Below are 20838 nucleotides of genomic sequence, written 5' to 3'. Positions count from 1 at the left end.
ATGCGCATCGCCCTGCACACCAAGGTCCGCGCGGACCGCATAGCCCAGTACGAGGCCGCCCACCGCGAGGTCCCGGCCGAACTGACCCGGGCGATCCGCGCGGCGGGCGCCACCTCCTGGACGATCTGGCGCAGCGGCACCGAGCTGTTCCACGTCATCGAGTGCGAGGACTACGCCCGCCTCCTCGCCGAACTGGAGGAACTCCCCGTCAACGTCGCCTGGCAGGCCAGGATGGACGAGCTCCTCGACGTCACGCACGACTACTCCTCGGACGGCGCGCAGGCCGGACTCCCCGTCGCCTGGGAGCTGTGAGATGACCGCCACCCCACGGATCGTCGACGCCCACCACCACGTCTGGGACCTCTCGGTACGCGACCAGGAGTGGATCACCGGCGAGGAACTGGCGCCCCTGCGCCGCGACTTCTCCCTCACAGACCTGGAACCGGAGGCCCGCGCCAACGGCGTGACCGCCACCGTGCTCGTGCAGACCGTCACCGCCCCGGAGGAGACCCCCGAGTTCCTCGCGCTGGCCGACGGCAGCGATCTGGTCGCCGGCGTCGTCGGCTGGAGCGACCTCACCGCGCCGGACATCGCCGACACCCTCGCCGCCCTGCGCGCGCTGCCGGGCGGCGACCGGCTCGTCTCGCTGCGCCACCAGGTCCAGGGCGAACCCGACCCCGAATGGCTCCTGCGCGCCGACGTCCTGCGCGGTCTGGCGGCGGTGGCCGACGCCGGACTCGTCTACGACCTGGTGGTCCAGCCCCACCAGCTGCCCGCCACCGTCCGGGCCGCCGAACTGCTGCCCGGCCTCACCTTCGTCCTCGACCACGCGGGCAAACCGCCCATCGCCACCGGCGGCCCGCACCCCTGGGCCGAGGACGTGCGGGCGCTGGCCGCCCTCCCCAACACCGTGTGCAAACTCTCCGGCCTGGTCACGGAGGCCGATCCGCACAACTGGACCGTCAAGGACCTGCGCCCCTACGCGGACACCGTCATCGATGCCTTCGGGCCGACCCGGCTGATGTTCGGCTCGGACTGGCCGGTGTGCCGGCTCGCGGCCACGTACACCGAGGTCGTCGAGGCCGCCCACACCCTGATCAGCGGCCTCGGGCCCGATGAAAGGGCCGCCGTCCTCGCCACCACCGCCGAGCGGGTGTACGGCCTCCGGTAGCCACCCCGGCGCCGCCTGCGGCAGGCTGGGAACATGCCAGAACTGCCGGAAGTCGAAGCCCTGCGGGTCTTCCTCGACGAGCACCTCGTCGGCAGGGAGATCGACCGCGTCCTCCCGCTCGCCATCAGCGTCCTGAAGACGTACGACCCGCAGCTCACCGCCCTGCACGGCGGCACGGTCACCGCAGTCCGGCGGCACGGCAAGTTCCTGGACATCGCCGTCGGCCCCCTGCACCTGCTCACCCACCTCGCACGGGCCGGCTGGCTCCAGTGGAAGGACAGCTTCCCCGCCACCCCGCCGCGCCCCGGCAAGGGGCCGCTGGCGCTGCGCACCGAACTCACCGGCGGCGACGGCTTCGACCTCACGGAGGCGGGCACCACCAAGCGCCTCGCCGTCCACCTCGTCCACGACCCGGCAGAGGTGCCCGGCGTGGCCCGCCTCGGGCCCGACCCGCTCGACCCGTCCTTCGACCGGGACACGTTCGCCGCACTGCTCGAAGGGGAGCGCCGCCAGATCAAGGGCGCACTGCGCGACCAGTCGCTCATCGCCGGCATCGGCAACGCCTACAGCGACGAGATCCTGCACGTCGCGAAGATGTCACCCTTCAAACTCACCGCGCACCTCACCGACGACGAGATCACCCGGCTGCACACCGCCCTGCGCACCACCCTCGACGATGCCGTCGCCCGCTCCAGCGGCCTCGCGGCGAAGAAGCTCAAGGCCGAGAAACGCAGCGGCATGCGGGTCCACGGACGTACCGGAGAAGCCTGCCCGGTCTGCGGCGACACCATCCGCGAGGTCTCCTTCAGCGACTCCTCGCTCCAGTACTGCCCGACCTGCCAGACCGGCGGAAAGCCGCTCGCCGACCGCAGGCTCTCCAAACTGCTCAAGTAGCCGCCCGGCCGCCGGGTTCCCACGCCGCCCGGCCGGTCTACACTCCGGCCTCATGCTGCGCGTACTCGCCGTCGACGACGAAGAACCCGCCCTGGAGGAGCTCCTGTACCTCCTGCGCGCCGATCCCCGCATCCGCAGCGCCGAAGGAGCCACCGGAGCCACCGAGGCGCTGCGCCGCATCGGCGGCGCGGTCGACGCGGGGCCGGAGGACCCCGCCGCCATCGACGTCGTCTTCCTCGACATCCACATGGCCGGGCTGACCGGCCTCGACGTCGCCCAGCTGCTGGCCGGATTCGCCGCGCCCCCGCTCATCGTCTTCGTCACCGCCCACGAGGACTTCGCCGTACAGGCCTTCGACCTCAAGGCCGTCGACTACGTCCTGAAACCGGTACGCCGCGAGCGCCTGGCCGAAGCCGTGCGCCGCGTCGCCGAACAGGTCGGGGAGCGCTCCGCACCCGTCCACGACACCGCACAGGACCAGATCCCGGTCGAACTGGGCGGCGTCATCCGCTTCGTCCCGATCGACGACATCGCCTACGCCGAGGCCCAGGGCGACTACGCGCGGCTGCACACCGCCACCGGAAGCCACCTGGTCCGGGTGCCCCTGACCACCCTGGAGGAGCGCTGGCGGACCCGCGGCTTCGTCCGCATCCACCGCCGCCACCTCGTGGCGCTGGGCCGGATCGACGAACTGCGGCTCGACGCGGGCAGCATGAGCGTGCGCATCGGCACCGCCGAACTCGCCGTCAGCCGCCGCCACACCCGTGCGCTGCGCGATCTGCTGATGCGGCAGGGCGGCCGCTGACCAGCGGCTACCCGCGTTTCGAAGCCCTTCCCAGCGGGGTCCGGTGCTGCGTACACTCCGGCCCCATGTCCGCAGAGTCAACGCCCCGGCGCGAAGTGGTGACGGGGGAGCCCCGGCGGGTACGGCCGCTGCCGCGCTACCGCACCCAGTCGGAGATCGACGAACAGACCGCGCTCGGCGGTGCCTACGTGCGCTCGCTGATGCGCAGCCAACTGCGCGCCGGGCTCACCGCCTTCGCCGCGCTCGCCGTCGTCGCGGGCACCCTGCCGCTGGTCTTCGCGGCACTGCGCAGCGACGCCGTCGTATGGGCCGTCCTCGGCTTCGCCGCCTACCCGCCGCTCACCCTGATCGCCTGGTGGTACGTGCGCCGGGCCGAGCGCAACGAACACGACTTCGCCCGGCTCGTGGAAGGCCGCCCCGCACAGTGAGCCGCGCCTACGCGGTGACGGCGGTCGCCGCCGTCGTCTCCGCCACCGTCCTCGTCGGCGGATTCGGACTGCGCATATCCCGCACCACGTCCGACTTCTACGTCGCTTCCCGCACCGTACGCCCCCGCCTCAACGCGGCCGCGATCAGCGGCGAGTACCTCTCCGCCGCCTCCTTCCTCGGCATCGCCGGACTGGTCCTCGTGCACGGCCCCGACATGCTCTGGTACCCCGTCGGCTACACGGCCGGGTACCTCGTCCTGCTGGTCTTCGTCGCCGCGCCGCTGCGCCGCTCCGGGGCCTACACCCTGCCCGACTTCGCCGAGGGACGGCTCGAATCCCGGCAGGTGCGCCGGCTCGTCAGCGTGCTCGTCGTCGGAGCCGGCTGGCTCTACCTCGTGCCGCAGCTCCAGGGTGCCGGGCTGACCCTGAAGATCCTCACCGGGGCACCCGGCTGGCTCGGGGACGTCCTGGTCGCCTCCGTGGTCGTGCTGGCCGTCGCCGCGGGCGGCATGCGCTCCATCACCTTCGTCCAGGTCTTCCAGTACTGGCTGAAGCTGACCGCGCTCCTGGTCCCCGCCCTCTTCCTGGTGCTGGCCTGGCAAGGCGACGGACGGCCCCGCGTCACCTTCGACGAGCAGCTGTCCGTCTTCCGCGCCGACCACCCGCTGTACGCCACCTACGGGCTCATCGTCGCCACCTTCCTCGGCACCATGGGCCTGCCGCACGTCGTCGTCCGCTTCTACACCAGCCCCAACGGCCGCGACGCCCGCCGCACCACCGTCGCCGTCCTCGCCCTGATCGGCGTCTTCTACCTGCTGCCGCCCGTCTACGGCGCACTCGGCCGGCTGTACGCCCCCGAGCTCATCCACGGCGGCGACGCGGACGCCGCCGTACTGCTGCTGCCCGGCCGGGTCATCGGCGGCCTCGGCGGCGACCTGCTCGGCGCGCTCATCGCGGGCGGCGCCTTCGCCGCGTTCCTGTCCACCGCCTCCGGACTGACCATGGCCGTCGCCGGAGTCATCACCCAGGACGTCCTGCCCTCGCGCGGCGTACGGCACTTCCGGCTGGCCACCGTCCTCGCCATCTCCGTCCCGCTGGCCGGCTCCCTGCTGGTCAGCCGGGTGCCGGTGGCGGACTCCGTGGGGATGGCGTTCGCGGTCTCCGCGTCCTCCTTCTGCCCGCTGCTGGTCCTCGGGATCTGGTGGCGACGCCTCACCCCGCCCGGCGCCGTCGCCGGACTCCTGCTCGGCGGCGGCTCCGCCATGCTCTCCGTCGCGATCACCGTCAGCGGCGCGGTGCGCCCGCCCGGCTGGCCGCACGCCCTGCTCGCCTGGCCCGCAGTCTGGTCCGTGCCCGTCGGCTTCCTCGCGATGATCCTCGTGTCGCTGGCCACGCCCGGCCGGATACCCGCCGGGACCAACGCCGCCATGACCCGCTTCCACCTGCCCGAAGCGCTGACCTCCGGGAGGCACCGGTGACCGGGGCCGGATACGCCGTCATCGTGCTCCTGGGCGTCCTGCTGTTCGGGGCCGGGCTGCTGACCGGTCGCCGTACCGCCCGCCCCGTCCGCACCAGCGACGTCGGCACCCCCGTCGAGCACGCCACCTTCGAGACCCTGCACACCGCCTCGCTGGCCGCGCCCCCGCTGCGCGCCGGACTCACGGAGGACAGCGCCCGCAAGTCCGCCCGCAGGCTGCGTTCCCTGCTCGGCACCGACGCCCTGTGCCTCACCGACCGGGAGCGGGTCCTCGTCTGGGACGGCGAGGGCGGCCACCACGGCGAACACGTCATGGAACAGGTGGCGGAGCTGCTCGCCAGCGGCCGCGACACCGCCTTCCGCAGCGACTGCGACGATCTGGACTGCCCGCTGCGGTGGGCCGTCGCCGTGCCGCTCACCGTCGACCACCGCGTCCTGGGCGCCCTGATCGCCTACGCGCCGAGGGAGTCGGCCGTCCTGGCGAGAGCGGCCGGAGAGGTCGCCCGTTGGGTCTGCGTACAGCTGGAACTCGCCGAGCTCGACCGCTCACGCACCCAGCTCATCGAGGCCGAGATCAGGGCCCTGCGCGCGCAGATCTCCCCGCACTTCATCTTCAACTCACTCGCCGCCATCGCCTCCTTCGTCCGCACCGACCCCGAGCAGGCCCGCGAACTGCTCCTGGAGTTCGCGGACTTCACCCGCTACTCGTTCCGCAGCCACGGCGACTTCACCACCCTCGCGGACGAACTGCACTCCATCGACCAGTACCTGGCCCTGGTCCGGGCCCGCTTCGGCGAACGGCTCGCGGTCACCCTCCAGGTCGCCCCGGAGGTGCTGCCCGTCGCCCTGCCGTTCCTCTGCCTCCAGCCCCTCGTCGAGAACGCCGTCAAACACGGACTCGAAGGAGCGGTCACCTCCAGCCGCATCACCATCAGCGCCCTGGACGCCGGTTCAGAGGCCGAGGTGGTCATCGAGGACGACGGCATCGGCATGGACCCCGAACGGCTGCGCCACATCCTGCGCGGCGAGGGCGGCAAGTCCACCGGTGTCGGCCTGCTCAACGTGGACGAACGGCTGCGCCAGGTGTACGGCGACGACTACGGGCTCGTCATCGAGACGGGCATCGGCGCCGGAATGCGGATCACGGTACGGCTGCCGAAGTACCGAGCCGGGGTGCACGGCTCCTGAGCGGTGGCCGGCAGGCTCTCGGTACGGACGGACAGCCTCTCAGTACAGATGGATCGACAGGTGACCCAGCGGCAGTCCCAGCTGCCAGGCCGGCGTCCACACCTGGGCCGCCGCCCCCTCCTCCTCCGGGTCCGGAGGGCCGTCGGCCGGCTCCCCGGGCGGCGGGCCGATCGCGTCGAGGTCGGCCGCCAGCAGTTCGGTGTCCTCCAGCCACCGCCACGCCGCCCGTGCCAGCGCCAGATCTGGATCGGGGCCGCCCCGCGCCGCCTCCAGCGCGTCGAGCCGCTCACAGACCCAGCCGCGCCACGGGGCCCCGTACGCCGTCAGCAGCCGCAGCTCGTCCACCCGGGTGGCGGGCAGCGCCCGCGCCGCCGCGCCGTCCGAGAGGAAGACCGTGAGGGCGAGCGCGTCACGCCCCGCCCGGTACTCCAGCGTGGCCGGTTCCATCAGCTCCCCGGTCCGCAGCAGCTCGTCTGCGATGTACTCCGCGTACATCCAGGCCATCGGGATCAGCAGCCCGCCGCCACTGGATCCGTCCTGACGTTCCGGACGCATCGCGTCTCGCCCCATTCCGTTCTCGGTACGCCCCCACACGCAGCATTGAACCGGGGGAGCGCGCCCCGCGTGGCCAGAAGGACAGGATCCGTCGCACCGGATGCGTCACAGACAAGAGGGTGTGATGACCGCAGAGCCCGGAGAGGGACCGCACATGAGGCAACTGCTCGGCGCCTACGTGCTGGACGCGCTCCCGGCCCCGGAGGCGCTGGAGGTATCCCGCCATCTGCGGAGCTGCGACCGCTGCGCCGCCGACTACGTGGCGGTGGCGGAGGCCGCGGCCCTGCTCCCGCTGCTCAGCGAGGAGGACCTCCTTGAGTAGCCCGGCAGATTGCGGGAGAGCAGACGCAGCGCGTAGTACGAACGGGACTTCACGGTCCCGGCCGGAATCCCGAGCACCTCGGCCGTCTCGCCCACGCTCAGGCCCCGGAAGTAGATCTGGACCAGCACCGCCCGGTGCTCCGGGCTGAGGCCGCGCACCGCCTCGCGCACATCGAGGGCGGCGACCGCGGACTCGGCGGTGTCCTGCGCGCACGGGGCGCTCTCCAGCACCGCGTCGCCCACCTCCGCGGGCCGGGCCAGCCGCGACCTGCGGGCGTCGATCGCCAGCCGCCGGCCCACGGTGAACAGCCAGGGCCGCATGGACTCGTACGGGGCTTCGAAGGCCTCCGGGTGCTGCCAGGCCCGCACCAGGGTCTCCTGGAGCAGATCCTCGGCCCGCTGCCGGTCGCCGAAGGTCAGACCGAGCAGGAAGTGGAACAGGGCCGGGCCGTGCTCACGCTGCAGATCCGCGAGGGCCCGCTCGTCGGTCGTCGTCGTGGTCATGGTGAACGCCCTTCCCCGCGGAGGCCCTGCCGCCTCGCTGCTGACTCGCGTATACGAACGCATCCGGGCCCCTGGCAACAGGACAAACGCCGCCCCGTGCGACGAGCGGTCGCACGGGGCGGCGAATGGTGCGGTGAGCGGTCGGGCGGCGAGTGCGGGAGCGCGGGGGAGAGGGCGTTACGGGACGACAGTGACGGGCCAGCGACCGGCCTTCACCAGACGGACGGCGACCGATCCGATGAAACGGTGGCCCGCCGACTCCGACGCGCCCACCACCACGGCGTCCGCCTTGAGTTCGTCCGCTGCCGTCACCAGACCGTTGTACGGATCACCGCGGAAGGTGTGGAACTCCCAGCGCACATCCCATATGTCCTTCATCCGCTCGGTCGACTCCCGGATCTCGTTCACCAGACCCTCCGCGACCTCCCCGGTCGTATCACCGACCGGCGCACCGAGTGCGGCACCCGCGGGCAGCACGGGCTGTACGTAGACGAGGGCGAGCATGGCCCGCTGCCGACGGGCGAGCCCGGCGGCATAGGCCGCGGCACGCATGGACGACTCCGAACCGTCGAGGCCCGCGACGATCACTTTTGGGCCGTCTGTGCCACGTTCGAACTGGTGAGGCTGCTGGTCTGTCACGGCAGTGAGGCTATCCGCTGCCGCGCGGCCCGCCCGTGCGGGCTCCCGGCGACCGGGGTGCGCGGACGCCGGTTGCCACGGACGGGCTCCCCCCATTGGGTGCAAAACGCCGCACGACCGGTGTCGTTGAGGGGGGTGGCAGCCAGGACGTGCGAGCAGTTGGTCATGAAAAATGATCAGAGGCTGCCGATGCGCAGGACGCTGCTGAGACTGGCCGCCGGGCTGGGCGCGGCCTCCGTCGTGCGCCTGGTCGCCGCGGACACCGCAGGCACTCCCTTCCGGCGCCCCGTGGCGCCGTCCGACGCCGCGGCGGGGCCGCCCGCGGCCCTCAGGACCGAGCCGCTGTCCTATCGTCTGAGCCCCATGACAGCGAACACCCCGCCCCGCTACCGCCCCGCGGCGCCGCCCGTGCGTACCCGGCCGTTCGAGCAGCTGCCCGACATCGGGCACGCGATGGTGCTGACCTTCGACGACGGCCCGGACCCGCTCTACACCCCGCACATCCTGGACACGCTGCGCGAGCACGACGTGCGGGCCATGTTCTTCCTCTGCGGGGAGATGGCCAACGACAACCAGGACCTGGTGCGCAGGATCTCCGACGACGGGCACACGGTGGGCAACCACTCGTGGACGCATCCGCTGGTCACCAAGCTCTCCCGGGCGGGCATCACCGATGAACTGGGGCGCACCAGCGAGGTGATCGAGAAGATCACCGGCGCGCCGCCGCTCTGGTACCGGGCGCCCTACGGGGCCTGGAACCGCAATTCCTTCGAGATCGGCGCGGCGATGGGCATGGAGCCGATGGCCTGGACGGTGGACACGCTGGACTGGACGGTTCCCGGTACCGACAGCATCGTCGACCGGGTCAGGGAGGGGGCCGCACCCGGCGTCGTGGTGCTGTCGCACGACGCGGGCGGCAACCGTTCGCAGAGCGTGGCCGCGCTGGGGCGCTATCTGCCCGAGCTGCTGGACGAGGGCTACCGGCTCACCGTGCCGCAGCGCCGCTGAGCCGTGCGGCGGCTGCTGCCGGGGGACGGGACCGCCACCCGGCAGCGGTCGTCAGCGCGTCGCGACCAGCCGGGCGAAGACCACGACGTTGCCGTCGTAGCCGTTGGCCTTGGTGAATCCGCCGCCGCAGGTGATGACCCGCAGTTCCGCCTTGCCGGTGTCGCCGTACACCCGGGCGCCGGGGAAGTCGTTCTTCGCGAACACCTCTACCCCGTACACCTCGAACACGGCGACCCGGTCGTCGCTGCGGGTGACCTCGATGCGGTTGCCCTTCTTCAGCGAGCCCAGGCTGTAGAAGACCGCCGGGCCCGCCTCGTTGTCCACGTGGCCGACGACGACCGAGGTGCCCGGCTGCCCCGGCGCGATGCCGTTCTGGTACCAGCCGGCGAGGTTGGGGTCCTGCGGGGGCGGCGTCTCGATCCAGCCGTCCGGGTCCAGGTTCACGTCGATGACCGGCGCGTCCACCTGGATCGAGGGGATGGCGACGCGGTCGACGGGGGCGTACGCCAGCGGCTTGACCACCGGCCCCGACGCGGGCGCCGAGGGCACCGCCTTCTGGTGGCCGACCGACGTGGCGGCGACCGGCTGCGGCGGTCCCGGTGAGAGGTCCGCGCCGTTCCGCATCAGTGCGAGACCGGTGAGCATCACCAGGGCGAGCGCGCCCCAGGGCGAGTGTCTGATCCGTTCGGGGTGCCAGTTGTCCCGGCCCATGGTTCTCCCTTCGTCGCGACGAGGGGAACGCTAGGCGCGGGGCGGCCGGGCGGCGATCAGGGAGGGGCGAACGGGTGGCGGCCGGGCGGGCGGCTGCGTATCGGAGTAGTGCGCGGATAAAAGTTCTGACGCTCTGTGACCTGCGAATCCATCAGTTCCACCGGTGTGCGCACGGTGTGTCGGATCACCGGGGTGGAGCAGCGTCGAAATGCGGTGGATCAAGGATCTGGTGAGGGTTCGTCATGGGAGGCGTTCTCGTCGATCCATCCCGGCGCACCGAGCTCCGGGGGCGCTTCCCGCTGGAGGTTCGAACGATGCGTGCTACACGCGCTCTCGTTGTCGCCGCGACCGCCGTCGCCGCCCTCGGGATCGGCGCCCCGATGGCTGCGGCCGGTGGAGATGTCGGGAACGGCCAGAACAACGGGAACAGCCAGAACGACTGGAACGACCCGGGCAACTGGGACAACGGCAATGGCAACGGAAACGGGAACAACAACGGCAACGGCAACAACAACTGGAACGGCAACAACAACGGCAATGGCAACGGGAACAACAACGGGAACGGGAACGGCCGCAACAACGGTCCGAACAACGTGACCGTCGATCCCGAGCGCGTGCACCAGGGCGCGGCCATGCAGGTCAGCGCGGAGGGCTGCGGCCGGGGCGGCAGCGTCTCGTCCAACGCCTTCCGGACCACGCGGCTCTCGGCGGGCCGGGTCGGTCACGCCAGGGTCCGGATCTTCAACGACGCCACGCCCGGCTCCTACAACCTGACGGTGCGCTGCGACGGCACCGACCGGACGGCCGGGCACCGGTTCACCGTGCTCAACAGCCGCGGCGCGCAGGGCGGCCTCGGCGGCTCGATGGCCGCGAGCCCTGCGGACATGGGTGTGGGCGCGGGCCTGGTCGCCTCCGCGGCCCTCGGCGGAGGCATGTACATCATGCGCCGCCGGAGGAACGGTCATGGGGCGGTCTGACCTCACGGACATACCTGCCGGACCGATAACCACGTCGCCCCGGGTCCTGTGAAAGGACCCGGGGCGACTGCCGTTCCCGCCGGCGGTGCCGGTCAGTGCGAGCGGTTCTCCCTGCGCCGGCGCGCCACGAAGACGGTGCTGGTCGCGGCGGCCACGGCCAGCGCGGTGCCGCCCACGATCATCGCCATGTCCGGGCTGTCGATGCTGCCGCCGAGACCGCCCTGAACGCCGGCGGGCGAGGCCGTCGAACTGGTGGTGCTCGTGGAGCTGGTGGTGGGCGTGCTCGTGGCCGCGCTGATCGTGAGGTTCACCTTCGCCGTGGAGCTCGGCGATGTGTTGCAGGTGAACGTCACCTCGTACACGGCGGCCGGTTTGGCATCCCAGTCGACCGTTGCCCTGGCGGTGCCGTCCCTGGGGATGGTGACGGTGTCGAACACCCCGGAGGACGCCGTGGCCGTCGTCGAGCACCCCTTGGCGGCCAGGGTCACCTGACCGCCCGGCGCGATCACCGAGGGCGTGACGGTGTATCCGCTCCCGCCGCCGGGCGGTCCGCCCTCGGTCGCGGCATACGCGGTCACGGCGGGGGCGGTCAGGGCGAGTGCCGCCGCGCCGAGCAGCGCGAGGGGAGCGACACGTATTGCGCGCATGGTGATTCCTCCGGGTCCCCGAGGAGCAGTTGCGGAACGGATTCCCGCAAAGCGTCAGAAATGCACCTCGATGCCGCCAACGCTAGAAGTGGCGCATTTCGCCCGCGATCGGAGTCGTCCAATGGTGCGCCGCTGTCCCCCGAGCGGCGCACGGCCCTGATCCGAACGAAAGAACCTAACCCCCTGAGGCCCGGGGGAACAGATCGAGGAACGGTGCGGCGGTGGCCGAGAGGCCCCGGCCGAACGGTGAGTCGAAGTCCCAGATCAGGAAGAGCAGGAAGGCGATCAGGACACTGAAGAGGCCGGCCAGCAGGAGTTCGCGGAACGTGCGCCGGATCTGCAGGGTGAAGATCAGTCCCACGGTCACCAGCGCCCCGATGATCAGCCCGAACCAGACGACCCCCGGCATGGTGGCCCCGGCGCTCTGCCCGCGCGCGCTGCGGGCGTCGTCGGCCGCGGCGATCTGGTCGACGAGCGGCTGGTACGCCTCTCCCTCGTGGTCCGTCTTCGGCTTGTAGTCGGTGACGTCGGCGCGCACCCGGTCCAGGAGCTGCGAGCCGCGTTTGTCGAGCCTGCCGTGGTCGATCATGGTCTGCCACTCGTCGTGCACGACGAAGCTGACATAGGCGTCGACATCGGCGCGGATCCGGGTGCGTACCTCGACCGGGTAGACGGACGAGCGCGCGTCGACCTCGTGGAGCGCCTGCGCCTCCTGGCGGACGTACTCCTGGGCCGCTCCGCGGCCCTCCCAGACGCCCGCGATGGCGAGGCCCAGCACGATCGCGTAGACCACGCCGATCATCATCGTCATGTACTCGATGACGTCAGGGGTTTCGGACGGGTCGTCGTCCTCGGGAAGCCGGCGGTTGTTGAGTACGGCGATGGTCAGCACCACGGCGGTGGCCGCGACCAAGGCGAAGGTGAGAACAAGCCATTCCGACATGTGGGTCTCCGAAGGTCATCGGGAACGGGGCCGCAGCACGGCGACGGCGAACACCGCGGGGGCTGTGATCATCAAGGTGAGCGTGACCAGGGAGGTATGGCGCTCCGGGGCCTTCCGGACCGGTCTGCGGTAGGCGGGCAGCGCCACCGGCCGGGGCGAGGGGCGCACGGACGGCGAGGGCGAGGGTGAGGGGGTCGGCGACGGAGGGGGCGGCGGTGGGGGAGGAGGCGGTGGTGCCGGCTCCCGCACGGGCGGCGGCGGTGGCGCCGGTGCTGGTGGGGGCGGTGATGGAGGAGGGGGAGGCGGTGGCGGGGGTGGTGGCGGAGGAGGAGGCGGTGGTGGCGGCGGAGGCGGTGGGGGCCGGGGCGCGGGCGGTGGCGTGGGCTCGGGCTTCGGTCCCGCGTGACAACTGCCGTCACCACTGCTGGCGACCGCCGAACTGCCCCCGTCGTCACCGATCGAGGCGTACCCGCAGTTGCTCGCGACCGCGGGCACCGGGGCGGTCAGCAGCCAGATGAGTGCGACGGCCGCCGAGAGCCGGCCGATGAGTGATCCGTACACGACCGGGAGCATGTTCCGGGCCGCACGGCGGCACGCCGCACGGCCGCCCGATTCCCCTGATGGTGGGGACCTGAAGCACTGGGTGTTTGCGGCCGGGGGAAATTCTGCGGACGCATTGAACAAAGAGGGCCCGCAGGGACGCCTCCATGGGCATGCGTCACACGATTTCGCATCGCAACTGGCAGCGTCGGAAGGAGAGTTGGCATGCACATCCGGCGGGGCGGCTCGCGTGCGGCGGCCGCGCACCCGCTCCGGAGCCGGCGGGCCGGCCGGTGCCAACAGCACCGCAGCCGTGGGGAGATGGCGCGCGGTGTCCCGCAATGCCGAGTCGGCCGATACGTCAAAGTAGTTCTATTGCGAACCTTTTTCAGGCGTTCCGCCGGTCGAATGTCACACGCAGCGACGAGGCGGTTGCAGTTGCCACGAGTGTGACCAATAACGGACCGCTAATTTCCGTTTCCGCTCGCTCTCCTGGCGGGCGATCAGTAGCCTCTGGTCAACACTGACCATGAACATGGCCGGATCGCCGTGGCGACTTGTTGGAGAGATCGATGGAGCGTCCCGCCTGGGCACCGCAAGGCATTGACATTTCGGTGCCGAGCGTGTCCCGAATGTATGACTTCTATCTGGGCGGCTCGCACAATTTCGAGGTGGACCGGGAAGCGGCCCGCAAGGCCATGGAGTTCATGCCGGGACTTCCCAAGATCATGCAGGCGAACCGTGCCTTTATGCGCAGGGCAGTGCGCTACGCCCTCGATGAGGGGATCTCCCAGTTCCTGGACATCGGTTCCGGGATACCGACCTTCGGTAATGTCCATGAGGTCGCCCAGGGCATCGCCCCCGAGGCCCGGGTGGCATACGTCGACCACGATCCGGTCGCGGTCGCCCACAGCCAGGCCGTACTTGAGGGCAATTCCGCAGCGGTGATCGCCACCGCCGATCTGCGCCGCCCGCAGGAGATCCGGGACAACCCGGAGATCTCCGGACTCCTCGACTTCGACCGGCCGGTGGCGCTGCTGCTCGTCGCCGTACTCCACTTCATCGAGGACTCCGACGAACCGCACAAGGCGGTCGCGGAACTGCGGGACCTCCTGGCCCCCGGCAGCCTCCTCGTCGTCACCCACGCCTCGTACGAGGGCATCCCGCTGACGCGGGAGGAGGCCGGCGGCGCGGTCGGTGTGTACAAGAACATCCGCAACCCGCTGGTCATGCGCTCGTCCGACGAGATCGGCCGGTTCTTCGACGGGTACGAGATGGTCGACCCCGGCCTGGTGCCGATGCCGAGCTGGCGCCCCGACACCCCGGTGGCACAGGGCGGTGAAGACCCGTACGCCTTCTCGGGCTTCGCGGGAGTGGGACGCAAGGCGTGAGCATTCCCGCCCAGTCGTCCGGCGCGCCGGACGCGGAGCCCGACGGCCCCGAGGACCGGCTCCGGCGATTCGCCACGATCTGGAGCCGGGCCATATTCCCGTCGACGGCCACCTCCCTGACCCGCCCGGAGTTCGAACACCATCTGCTCCCGCTGGCCCGCATGCTCAGCGACACCCTGCACGCCCGCCCCTTCGACGCCGTGTCGGCGGCCGGGGTGGGCGGCGCGCTCGTCGCCGCGCACTGCACGGACCCGGACGCGCTCAGCTCCACGCTCGGCGTCGTCGACTCCTACCTCGTCCTGTACTGCGGGAACAACGGCCCGGTGGCACTGGCGACCGAGGACAGCCGGTCCCGCTGCGCCAGGATCCAGCACGCCGTCGCGGGCGGCTTCAGCCAGGCGCTGCGCGAGCGGACCCTCGCCGAGCAGGAGGCCATCGCCCGCTCGGCGCTCGCCGCGCGCTCCCACGCAGAACAGGCGCTGCACGCGACGGAGGCGCGGTTCCGGGCCGTCTTCAAGGACGCCGCCATCGGCATCGGGATCGCCGACCTCGAAGGCAACGTGCTGGAGGTCAACGACACCCTCACCCGGATGTTCGGCGGGCTCGACCACCACGTGCGCAGCCACCGGGTCAACGAGTGGGTCCACCCGGAGGACTCCCCGAAGGTCTGGAAGTACTACAACGAGCTGGTGAGCGGCGAGCGCGACCACTACCGGGTCGAGAAGGCGTTCTACCGCAACGACGGCACGGTCCTGTGGACCAATCTGACGGTTTCGCTGCTGCGCGACGCGGAGGGCAACCCGGAGTACCAGCTGGCGCTGATGGAGGACACCACGGAGCGCAGGCTGCTGAATCTGCGCCTCCGTTACGAGGCCACGCACGACGCGCTGACCGGCCTACCGAACCGGACGCTTTTTTTCGAGCGCCTTGAGAAAGCGCTCTCGGCCGGTGACGGCAGCCGTTTCGGGCTCTGCTACCTGGACCTGGACGGCTTCAAGGCGATCAACGACAGCCTGGGTCACGCCTCGGGCGACCGGCTGCTCGTCGAGGTCGCGGACCGGCTGCAGAGCTGCGCGACCGCGCCGGGCGAGATGGTGGCACGGCTCGGCGGCGACGAGTTCGTGGCGCTGACGACCGGTCCCGACACCGCCTCGGAGGTCGACGAACTGGCCTGCCGCATCCTCGGGGTGCTCGGCACACCGATCCGGCTGGACGGGCGTGAGCTCACCGTCCGGGGGTCCATCGGGGTCGTCGAGGGGCCGGCCGGTGAGCGCAGCGCCGCCGAGGTGCTGCGCAGCGCCGACATCACGATGTACCGGGCCAAGTCGGCGGGCGGCAACCGCTTCGAGCTGGCCGACGCGGAGGCGGACGCCCGTGCCATCACCCGGCACGGGCTGACCACGGCGCTGCCGGCCGCGCTGGAGCGCGGCGAGTTCTTCATCGAGTACCAGCCGCTGGTGCACCTCGGGGACGGTTCGGTGCACGGTGCGGAGGCACTGGTGCGCTGGTGCCACCCGCAGCACGGGGTGCTGGGGCCCGACCGCTTCATCGCGCTCGCCGAGCACACCGGGCTGATCGTGCCGCTCGGCCGCTGGGTGCTGGAGGAGTCGGTACGGCAGGCCAACTTCTGGCAGGAGCGGCACACCGACGGCGGCCCGCTGCGGATCAACGTCAACCTCTCGCCCGCCCAGCTGCACCATCCGCGCCTGGTCGCCGAGACCGTCGACGTCCTGGAGCGCTCCGGGCTGGAGCCCGCGGCGCTGTGCCTGGAGGTCACCGAGTCGGCGCTCATCGGCGCCGACGACGATCTGCTGAAGCCGCTGCGGCAGCTGGCCGACATGGGCGTCGGCATAGCGCTCGACGACTTCGGCACGGGTTATTCGAACCTGGCGAACCTGCGACGGCTGCCGGTGAGTGTGCTGAAGCTGGACCGCTCCTTCACCCAGGGGATGCAGCACCACCCGGCCGATCCGGTGGACCTGAAGATCGTCGAGGGCATCGTGTCGCTCGCGCACAGCCTGGACCTGGCGGTGACGGTCGAGGGCGTGGAGACGGGGGCCCAGGCGGAGCAGCTGCGGGAGCTGGGCTGCGACACGGCCCAGGGCTGGTACTACGCCCGGCCCGGCGCCCCGGACCGGATCCACTCGCTGCTGCTGGCGGACGCGGTGTGAGCCGGCGGACGCTCCGGCCCCGGGCGCGTCAGGCGCCCGGAGGCGAGGCGTCCGCCCGGCTCGCCAGCAGCAACCGCTGGAACTCGCGCGCCGCCCGTGGCGGAGCCACGTCACTGCGGTGCGCGAGCGCGATCGTGCGGCGGAGCCCCGGTTTCGCCAGTGGCGTCGTCCGCAGGTCGTGGCCCGCCCGGGTGGCCACCATGCTCGGGACCACCGCGATGCCGAGACCGGCCCGTACGACACCGAGCACCGCGTCCATCTCGCCGCCCTCCACGGTGAACGACGGCTCGAAGCCCTCGGCGCGGCAGGCGGCCACGGTCAGCTCCCGCAGGTCGTAGCCGTGCCGGAACATCACGAGCGGCTCGCTCTGCAGATCCGCGATCCGGACGCGCCCTCCCCGGCCGGGCCGGGGTCCGGCCGCGGAGGAGACGACCACCAGATCCTCGTGGAGCAGCTCGACCGTGGTCAGGGCCGGTGAGGCCGCGGGGAGCGGAAGCACCACGAGGGCGAGATCGAGGGCGCCGCGCGCCAGCTCCCGTACCAGGTCGTGCGAACCACCCTCCTCCAGCAGCAGCTGGATGCCCGGGTGCAGATCGTGGAAGGCGCGCAGCACGTCGGGCAGCAGCCCCGTGCAGACGCTGGGCGTCGCGCCGAGCCGGACCCGGCCGCGGCGCAGCTGGGCCAGCTCCTGGACCTCGTGCCGGGCGGTGTCCGCGTCGGCCAGGATGCGCCGGGCCAGCGGCAGCAGCGCCTCGCCCGCGTCGGTCAGCGCGATGTTCCCCCGGGCTCGGCTGAACAGCTCGGCCCCCAGCTCGCTCTCCAGCGCCCTGATCTGCTGCGAGAGCGAGGGCTGCGACACATGTACGTCCTCGGCGGCGCGGGTGAAGTGGCGGGCCTCGGCCACGGCCACGAAGTACATCAGCTGCTGGAACTGCATGCGTCCACCGTAGCTCGCTCGATAGTCAGCGGCTATGGACATGAGCTGCTCCATGTCTTGGACTGATCGGCGCCTTCGGCTCTAGCGTCGTGTCCATGGCATTGGCAACACGGACGGACCGACGGCCGTCCATGACGCGTTCGCTCTGGGACTCGTCCGTCGGCAAGAAGACGATCATGGCCGTGAGCGGTCTGATCATGCTCCTCTACTTGGTCGTCCACATGGTCGGCAACCTGAAGATCTTCTTCGGACCGGGCGAGTTCAACGGCTACGCGCACTGGCTGCGTGTGATGGGCGAGCCGTTCCTGCACCACGAGTGGGCGCTGTGGATCGTCCGGCTGGTGCTCGTCGCCGCCGTGGTCCTGCACGCCGTCTCCGCGTACCAGCTCAGCCGCCGCGACCTCAGGGCGCGGCCCAGCAAGTACGTGCACCGGAAGCCGCGCGCCAGCTATGCCACCAACACCATGCGCTACGGCGGCATCATCCTCGCGCTGTTCATCGTCTGGCACATCCTGGACCTGACGACGGGCACCGTGCACTCGGGCGGATTCCAGTCCGGACACCCGTACCAGAACGTCATCGACACCTTCTCCACCTGGTACGGCAACGTCATCTACATCGTCGCCATGCTCGCCATGGGCCTGCACGTCCAGCACGGGTTCTGGAGCGCGGCACAGACCCTCGGCGCCGGCCGCGCGACCCGCGACCGTGTCCTGAAGACCCTCGCCAACGCGCTCGCGCTGGTGCTGACGGTGGGCTTCGTCTCCGTACCCGTCGCCGTCATGACCGGAGTGGTGAGCTGACATGAACGACTACACGCACTACGCGACCGGCGAGCCCCTCGCCGACACCCGCGCCCCCGGCGGGCCCGTCGCGGAATGCTGGGACACCCGCCGCTTCGAGGCGAAGCTGGTCAACCCGGCCAACCGCCGCAAGCACACCGTCATCGTGATCGGCACCGGTCTGGCCGGCGGCTCGGCCGGCGCGACCCTGGCCGAACAGGGCTACCACGTCGTCCAGTTCTGCTTCCAGGACTCGCCCCGCCGGGCCCACTCGGTGGCCGCCCAGGGCGGCATCAACGCCGCGAAGAACTACCGCAACGACGGCGACTCGGTCCACCGGCTCTTCTACGACACCGTCAAGGGCGGCGACTTCCGCGCCCGCGAGTCCAACGTGCACCGGCTCGCCCAGATCTCCGTCGAGATCATCGACCAGTGCGTGGCCCAGGGCGTCCCCTTCGCCCGCGAGTACGGCGGACTCCTCGACAACCGCTCCTTCGGCGGCGTCCAGGTCTCCCGCACCTTCTACGCCCGGGGCCAGACCGGACAGCAACTGCTCCTCGGCGCCTACCAGGCGCTGTCCCGGCAGATCGCCGCGGGCAACGTCGAGCTGCACTCCCGTACCGAGATGCTCGACCTGATCGTCGTCGACGGCAAGGCCCGCGGCATCGTCGCCCGCGACCTGGTCACCGGGAAGATCGACACGTACTTCGCCGACGCGGTCGTGCTGGCCAGCGGCGGATACGGCAACGTCTTCTACCTGTCGACCAACGCCATGAACTCCAACGCCACCGCCATCTGGCGCGCCCACCGGCGCGGCGCCTACTTCGCCAACCCGTGCTTCACCCAGATCCACCCCACCTGCATCCCGCGCACCGGTGACCACCAGTCCAAGCTGACACTGATGAGCGAGTCGCTGCGCAACGACGGCCGCATCTGGGTCCCGAAGGCCAAGGGCGACACCCGTCCCGCGGGCGAGATCCCCGAGGACGAGCGCGACTACTACCTGGAGCGCATCTACCCCGCCTTCGGGAACCTGGTGCCCCGCGACATCGCCTCCCGCGCGGCGAAGAACGTCTGCGACGAGGGCCGCGGGGTCGGCCCCGGCGGGCAGGGCGTCTACCTGGACTTCGCGGAAGCCATCCAGCGGATGGGCCGGGCGAAGGTCGAGGAGAAGTACGGGAACCTCTTCGACATGTACGCGCAGATCACCGCGGAGAACCCGTACGAGACACCGATGCGCATCTACCCGGCCGTGCACTACACGATGGGCGGGCTCTGGGTCGACTACGACCTCCAGACCACGATCCCCGGCCTGTTCGCGATCGGCGAGGCCAACTTCTCCGACCACGGCGCGAACCGGCTCGGCGCCTCCGCGCTGATGCAGGGCCTCGCGGACGGCTATTTCGTCCTCCCGTCGACGATCAACGACTACCTGGCCCGCAACCCGCACCACGAGAAGGTCGACGCCTCGCACCCGGAGGTGGAGGAGGCGGTGGCCGAGACCGAGGACCGGATCAACCTGCTGCTGGCCGTCGACGGCGACCGCACCCCCGACTCCTTCCACCGGGAGATCGGTGAACTCATGTGGGAGTACTGCGGGATGGCCCGCACCGAGGAGGGGCTGCGCAAGGCGCTCGGCAAGCTGCCGCTGATCCGCGAGGAGTTCTGGCGGCGCATCAAGGTCCCCGGCACCGGCGAGGAGTTCAACCAGTCGCTGGAGAAGGCCAACCGCATCGTCGACTACCTGGAGCTCGCCGAGCTGATGTGCCTCGACGCACTGCACCGCGCCGAGTCCTGCGGCGGGCACTTCCGCGAGGAGTCGCAGACCCCGGACGGCGAGGCCGCCCGGCGCGACGAGGAGTTCTCCTACGCCGCGGCCTGGGAGTTCACCGAGACCGGTGACGCTCCCGTCCTGCACAAGGAAGACCTGGTCTTCGAGTACGTCCACCCCACTCAGCGGAGCTACGCATGAAGCTCACCCTGCGCGTCTGGCGCCAGAAGAACACCGACGCCCCCGGCGCCATGTCCACCTACCAAGTGGACGGCATCTCCCAGGACATGTCGTTCCTGGAGATGCTCGACACCCTCAACGAGGAACTCATCCTCGAAGGGGACGACCCCGTCGCGTTCGACCACGACTGCCGCGAAGGCATCTGCGGCGCGTGCAGCCTGGTCATCAACGGGGACGCCCACGGCCCGGAGCGCACCACCACCTGCCAGCTCCACATGCGGTCCTTCGAGGACGGCGACACCATCGACATCGAGCCCTGGCGCGCCTCGGCCTTCCCGGTCGTCAAGGACCTGGTCGTGGACCGTTCGGCCTTCGACCGGATCATCCAGGCCGGCGGCTACATCTCCGCCCCGACCGGTACGGCACCGGACGCGCACGCCACCCCGGTGCCCAAGCCGGACGCCGACTTCGCCTTCGAGCACGCCGAGTGCATCGGCTGCGGAGCCTGCGTGGCGGCCTGCCCCAACGGCTCCGCGATGCTCTTCACCTCGGCGAAGGTCAACCACCTGAACGTGCTGCCGCAGGGCGCCCCGGAGCGTGAGACCCGGGTACTGGACATGGTGGGGCAGATGGACGCAGAGGGCTTCGGCGGCTGCACCCTCACGGGGGAGTGCGCCACGGCCTGCCCGAAGGGCATCCCGCTGCCGTCGATCTCCGCGATGAACAAGGAATGGCTGCGGGCGACCCGCAAGGTCCACCGCTGAGACGACGGAGCCCCGGCTCCGGAGGCCGCCCGCC

General features: G+C 71.1%; 22 protein-coding genes. 15 read left to right on the top strand and 7 right to left on the bottom strand.

Going from position 1 to position 20838, the window contains the following annotated elements:
- The 7 genes from ACFVQ0_RS02440 to ACFVQ0_RS02410 all read left to right on the top strand — a co-directional run bounded on the left by ACFVQ0_RS02440 (window position 1) and on the right by ACFVQ0_RS02410 (window position 5963).
- Window positions 1-312, top strand: coding sequence for an L-rhamnose mutarotase (locus ACFVQ0_RS02440; protein ID WP_390083760.1), 312 nt, complete (start codon window positions 1-3; stop codon window positions 310-312).
- Between the two features lies 1 nt (window position 313).
- Entirely contained in the window at window positions 314-1171 is an 858-nt protein-coding gene (locus ACFVQ0_RS02435) for an amidohydrolase family protein (RefSeq protein ID WP_390083758.1), read from the top strand.
- Between the two features lie 33 nt (window positions 1172-1204).
- Window positions 1205-2065, top strand: a complete 861-nt coding sequence (locus ACFVQ0_RS02430) for an Fpg/Nei family DNA glycosylase (RefSeq protein ID WP_390083756.1) — start codon at window positions 1205-1207, stop codon at window positions 2063-2065.
- Window positions 2066-2117: 52 nt separating this feature from the next.
- Window positions 2118-2870 (top strand): LytR/AlgR family response regulator transcription factor, encoded by a 753-nt coding sequence (locus ACFVQ0_RS02425; RefSeq protein ID WP_371634052.1) that lies wholly within the window; start codon window positions 2118-2120, stop codon window positions 2868-2870.
- Window positions 2871-2935: 65 nt separating this feature from the next.
- On the top strand, window positions 2936-3298 hold the full coding sequence (locus tag ACFVQ0_RS02420) for a hypothetical protein (protein ID WP_024491788.1): 363 nt from the start codon (window positions 2936-2938) through the stop codon (window positions 3296-3298).
- Window positions 3295-4776 carry a cation acetate symporter gene (locus ACFVQ0_RS02415; protein WP_390083753.1) on the top strand — a complete coding sequence of 494 codons (1482 nt, stop codon included), beginning with the start codon at window positions 3295-3297 and terminating at the stop codon, window positions 4774-4776. The genes ACFVQ0_RS02420 and ACFVQ0_RS02415 overlap by 4 nt, the downstream gene beginning before the upstream one ends.
- Window positions 4773-5963 carry a sensor histidine kinase gene (locus ACFVQ0_RS02410; protein WP_390083752.1) on the top strand — a complete coding sequence of 397 codons (1191 nt, stop codon included), beginning with the start codon at window positions 4773-4775 and terminating at the stop codon, window positions 5961-5963. Before ACFVQ0_RS02415 ends, ACFVQ0_RS02410 begins: the two co-directional genes overlap by 4 nt.
- A gap of 39 nt (window positions 5964-6002) precedes the next feature.
- Here the strand turns inward: ACFVQ0_RS02410 and ACFVQ0_RS02405 are convergent, their stop codons facing one another.
- Window positions 6003-6518: a hypothetical protein gene (locus ACFVQ0_RS02405; RefSeq protein WP_390085351.1), complete on the bottom strand. Its 516-nt coding sequence runs from the start codon at window positions 6516-6518 to the stop codon at window positions 6003-6005.
- 124 nt (window positions 6519-6642) lie between these two features.
- On the opposite strand from ACFVQ0_RS02405, the gene ACFVQ0_RS02400 reads away from it, so the two are divergent.
- Entirely contained in the window at window positions 6643-6840 is a 198-nt protein-coding gene (locus ACFVQ0_RS02400; RefSeq protein ID WP_390083750.1) for a zf-HC2 domain-containing protein, read from the top strand.
- Here ACFVQ0_RS02400 and ACFVQ0_RS02395 read toward each other — a convergent pair.
- Complete coding sequence (locus tag ACFVQ0_RS02395; protein ID WP_390083748.1) at window positions 6774-7343, bottom strand: sigma-70 family RNA polymerase sigma factor; 570 nt, start codon at window positions 7341-7343, stop codon at window positions 6774-6776. The two genes, ACFVQ0_RS02400 and ACFVQ0_RS02395, sit on opposite strands and share 67 nt — an antisense overlap.
- 177 nt (window positions 7344-7520) lie before the next feature.
- Window positions 7521-7982, bottom strand: coding sequence for a universal stress protein (locus tag ACFVQ0_RS02390; protein ID WP_024491783.1), 462 nt, complete (start codon window positions 7980-7982; stop codon window positions 7521-7523).
- 165 nt (window positions 7983-8147) lie between these two features.
- Between ACFVQ0_RS02390 and ACFVQ0_RS02385 the strand changes: the two genes are divergently transcribed.
- Entirely contained in the window at window positions 8148-8990 is an 843-nt protein-coding gene (locus tag ACFVQ0_RS02385) for a polysaccharide deacetylase family protein (RefSeq protein WP_390083746.1), read from the top strand.
- Between the two features lie 51 nt (window positions 8991-9041).
- Here ACFVQ0_RS02385 and ACFVQ0_RS02380 read toward each other — a convergent pair whose 3' ends face one another.
- Window positions 9042-9701 carry a class F sortase gene (locus ACFVQ0_RS02380; RefSeq protein ID WP_390083744.1) on the bottom strand — a complete coding sequence of 220 codons (660 nt, stop codon included), beginning with the start codon at window positions 9699-9701 and terminating at the stop codon, window positions 9042-9044.
- Window positions 9702-10015: 314 nt separating this feature from the next.
- Between ACFVQ0_RS02380 and ACFVQ0_RS02375 the strand changes: the two genes are divergently transcribed.
- Entirely contained in the window at window positions 10016-10678 is a 663-nt protein-coding gene (locus ACFVQ0_RS02375) for a hypothetical protein (protein ID WP_390083742.1), read from the top strand.
- Between the two features lie 92 nt (window positions 10679-10770).
- Here ACFVQ0_RS02375 and ACFVQ0_RS02370 read toward each other — a convergent pair whose 3' ends face one another.
- Window positions 10771-11325 carry a hypothetical protein gene (locus ACFVQ0_RS02370; RefSeq protein WP_390083740.1) on the bottom strand — a complete coding sequence of 185 codons (555 nt, stop codon included), beginning with the start codon at window positions 11323-11325 and terminating at the stop codon, window positions 10771-10773.
- Window positions 11326-11500: 175 nt separating this feature from the next.
- Window positions 11501-12268: a hypothetical protein gene (locus tag ACFVQ0_RS02365; protein WP_390083738.1), complete on the bottom strand. Its 768-nt coding sequence runs from the start codon at window positions 12266-12268 to the stop codon at window positions 11501-11503.
- Between the two features lie 1112 nt (window positions 12269-13380).
- On the opposite strand from ACFVQ0_RS02365, the gene ACFVQ0_RS02360 reads away from it, so the two are divergent.
- Together ACFVQ0_RS02360 and ACFVQ0_RS02355 are read left to right on the top strand one after the other, a co-directional pair.
- A complete protein-coding gene (locus ACFVQ0_RS02360; protein WP_073734632.1) occupies window positions 13381-14199 on the top strand; it encodes an SAM-dependent methyltransferase in 819 nt (272 codons plus the stop codon).
- Window positions 14196-16370 carry a putative bifunctional diguanylate cyclase/phosphodiesterase gene (locus ACFVQ0_RS02355; protein ID WP_390083736.1) on the top strand — a complete coding sequence of 725 codons (2175 nt, stop codon included), beginning with the start codon at window positions 14196-14198 and terminating at the stop codon, window positions 16368-16370. The genes ACFVQ0_RS02360 and ACFVQ0_RS02355 overlap by 4 nt, the downstream gene beginning before the upstream one ends.
- A 28-nt stretch (window positions 16371-16398) precedes the next feature.
- Here the strand turns inward: ACFVQ0_RS02355 and ACFVQ0_RS02350 are convergent, their stop codons facing one another.
- Window positions 16399-17307, bottom strand: coding sequence for a LysR family transcriptional regulator (locus tag ACFVQ0_RS02350; RefSeq protein ID WP_390083734.1), 909 nt, complete (start codon window positions 17305-17307; stop codon window positions 16399-16401).
- A 95-nt stretch (window positions 17308-17402) separates the two neighbouring features.
- Between ACFVQ0_RS02350 and ACFVQ0_RS02345 the strand changes: the two genes are divergently transcribed.
- From ACFVQ0_RS02345 to ACFVQ0_RS02335, 3 genes are read left to right on the top strand one after another with little or no spacing between them, the layout of a single operon-like run.
- Window positions 17403-18110 (top strand): succinate dehydrogenase, encoded by a 708-nt coding sequence (locus ACFVQ0_RS02345; protein ID WP_390083732.1) that lies wholly within the window; start codon window positions 17403-17405, stop codon window positions 18108-18110.
- Window position 18111: 1 nt separating this feature from the next.
- The gene (locus ACFVQ0_RS02340) at window positions 18112-20061 is read left to right on the top strand and encodes a fumarate reductase/succinate dehydrogenase flavoprotein subunit (RefSeq protein WP_390083730.1); all 1950 of its coding nucleotides are present in this window, start codon (window positions 18112-18114) and stop codon (window positions 20059-20061) included.
- Window positions 20058-20804, top strand: a complete 747-nt coding sequence (locus tag ACFVQ0_RS02335) for a succinate dehydrogenase/fumarate reductase iron-sulfur subunit (protein WP_390083728.1) — start codon at window positions 20058-20060, stop codon at window positions 20802-20804. Before ACFVQ0_RS02340 ends, ACFVQ0_RS02335 begins: the two co-directional genes overlap by 4 nt.
- The last annotated feature ends 34 nt before the right edge of the window (window positions 20805-20838 follow it).

Source organism: Streptomyces sp. NPDC057900 (assembly GCF_042887885.1).
Lineage (GTDB): Bacteria > Actinomycetota > Actinomycetes > Streptomycetales > Streptomycetaceae > Streptomyces.
The sequence above is the reverse complement of the archived record's forward strand: the minus strand, read 5'-3'. Positions and strand labels throughout refer to the sequence as shown.

Bases quoted from the DNA above. Each gene is read 5' to 3' on its own strand.
- ACFVQ0_RS02345 (WP_390083732.1), top strand. From the start codon at position 17,403: ATGGCATTGGCAACACGGACGGACCGACGGCCGTCCATGACGCGTTCG.
- ACFVQ0_RS02420 (WP_024491788.1), top strand. From the start codon at position 2,936: ATGTCCGCAGAGTCAACGCCCCGGCGCGAAGTGGTGACGGGGGAGCCC.
- ACFVQ0_RS02400 (WP_390083750.1), top strand. From the start codon at position 6,643: ATGACCGCAGAGCCCGGAGAGGGACCGCACATGAGGCAACTGCTCGGC.
- ACFVQ0_RS02335 (WP_390083728.1), top strand. From the start codon at position 20,058: ATGAAGCTCACCCTGCGCGTCTGGCGCCAGAAGAACACCGACGCCCCC.
- ACFVQ0_RS02340 (WP_390083730.1), top strand. From the start codon at position 18,112: ATGAACGACTACACGCACTACGCGACCGGCGAGCCCCTCGCCGACACC.
- ACFVQ0_RS02370 (WP_390083740.1), bottom strand. From the start codon at position 11,325: ATGCGCGCAATACGTGTCGCTCCCCTCGCGCTGCTCGGCGCGGCGGCA.
- ACFVQ0_RS02405 (WP_390085351.1), bottom strand. From the start codon at position 6,518: ATGCGTCCGGAACGTCAGGACGGATCCAGTGGCGGCGGGCTGCTGATC.
- ACFVQ0_RS02375 (WP_390083742.1), top strand. From the start codon at position 10,016: ATGCGTGCTACACGCGCTCTCGTTGTCGCCGCGACCGCCGTCGCCGCC.
- ACFVQ0_RS02360 (WP_073734632.1), top strand. From the start codon at position 13,381: ATGGAGCGTCCCGCCTGGGCACCGCAAGGCATTGACATTTCGGTGCCG.
- ACFVQ0_RS02350 (WP_390083734.1), bottom strand. From the start codon at position 17,307: ATGCAGTTCCAGCAGCTGATGTACTTCGTGGCCGTGGCCGAGGCCCGC.
- ACFVQ0_RS02385 (WP_390083746.1), top strand. From the start codon at position 8,148: ATGAAAAATGATCAGAGGCTGCCGATGCGCAGGACGCTGCTGAGACTG.
- ACFVQ0_RS02440 (WP_390083760.1), top strand. From the start codon at position 1: ATGCGCATCGCCCTGCACACCAAGGTCCGCGCGGACCGCATAGCCCAG.
- ACFVQ0_RS02435 (WP_390083758.1), top strand. From the start codon at position 314: ATGACCGCCACCCCACGGATCGTCGACGCCCACCACCACGTCTGGGAC.
- ACFVQ0_RS02430 (WP_390083756.1), top strand. From the start codon at position 1,205: ATGCCAGAACTGCCGGAAGTCGAAGCCCTGCGGGTCTTCCTCGACGAG.
- ACFVQ0_RS02425 (WP_371634052.1), top strand. From the start codon at position 2,118: ATGCTGCGCGTACTCGCCGTCGACGACGAAGAACCCGCCCTGGAGGAG.
- ACFVQ0_RS02380 (WP_390083744.1), bottom strand. From the start codon at position 9,701: ATGGGCCGGGACAACTGGCACCCCGAACGGATCAGACACTCGCCCTGG.
- ACFVQ0_RS02365 (WP_390083738.1), bottom strand. From the start codon at position 12,268: ATGTCGGAATGGCTTGTTCTCACCTTCGCCTTGGTCGCGGCCACCGCC.
- ACFVQ0_RS02395 (WP_390083748.1), bottom strand. From the start codon at position 7,343: ATGACCACGACGACGACCGACGAGCGGGCCCTCGCGGATCTGCAGCGT.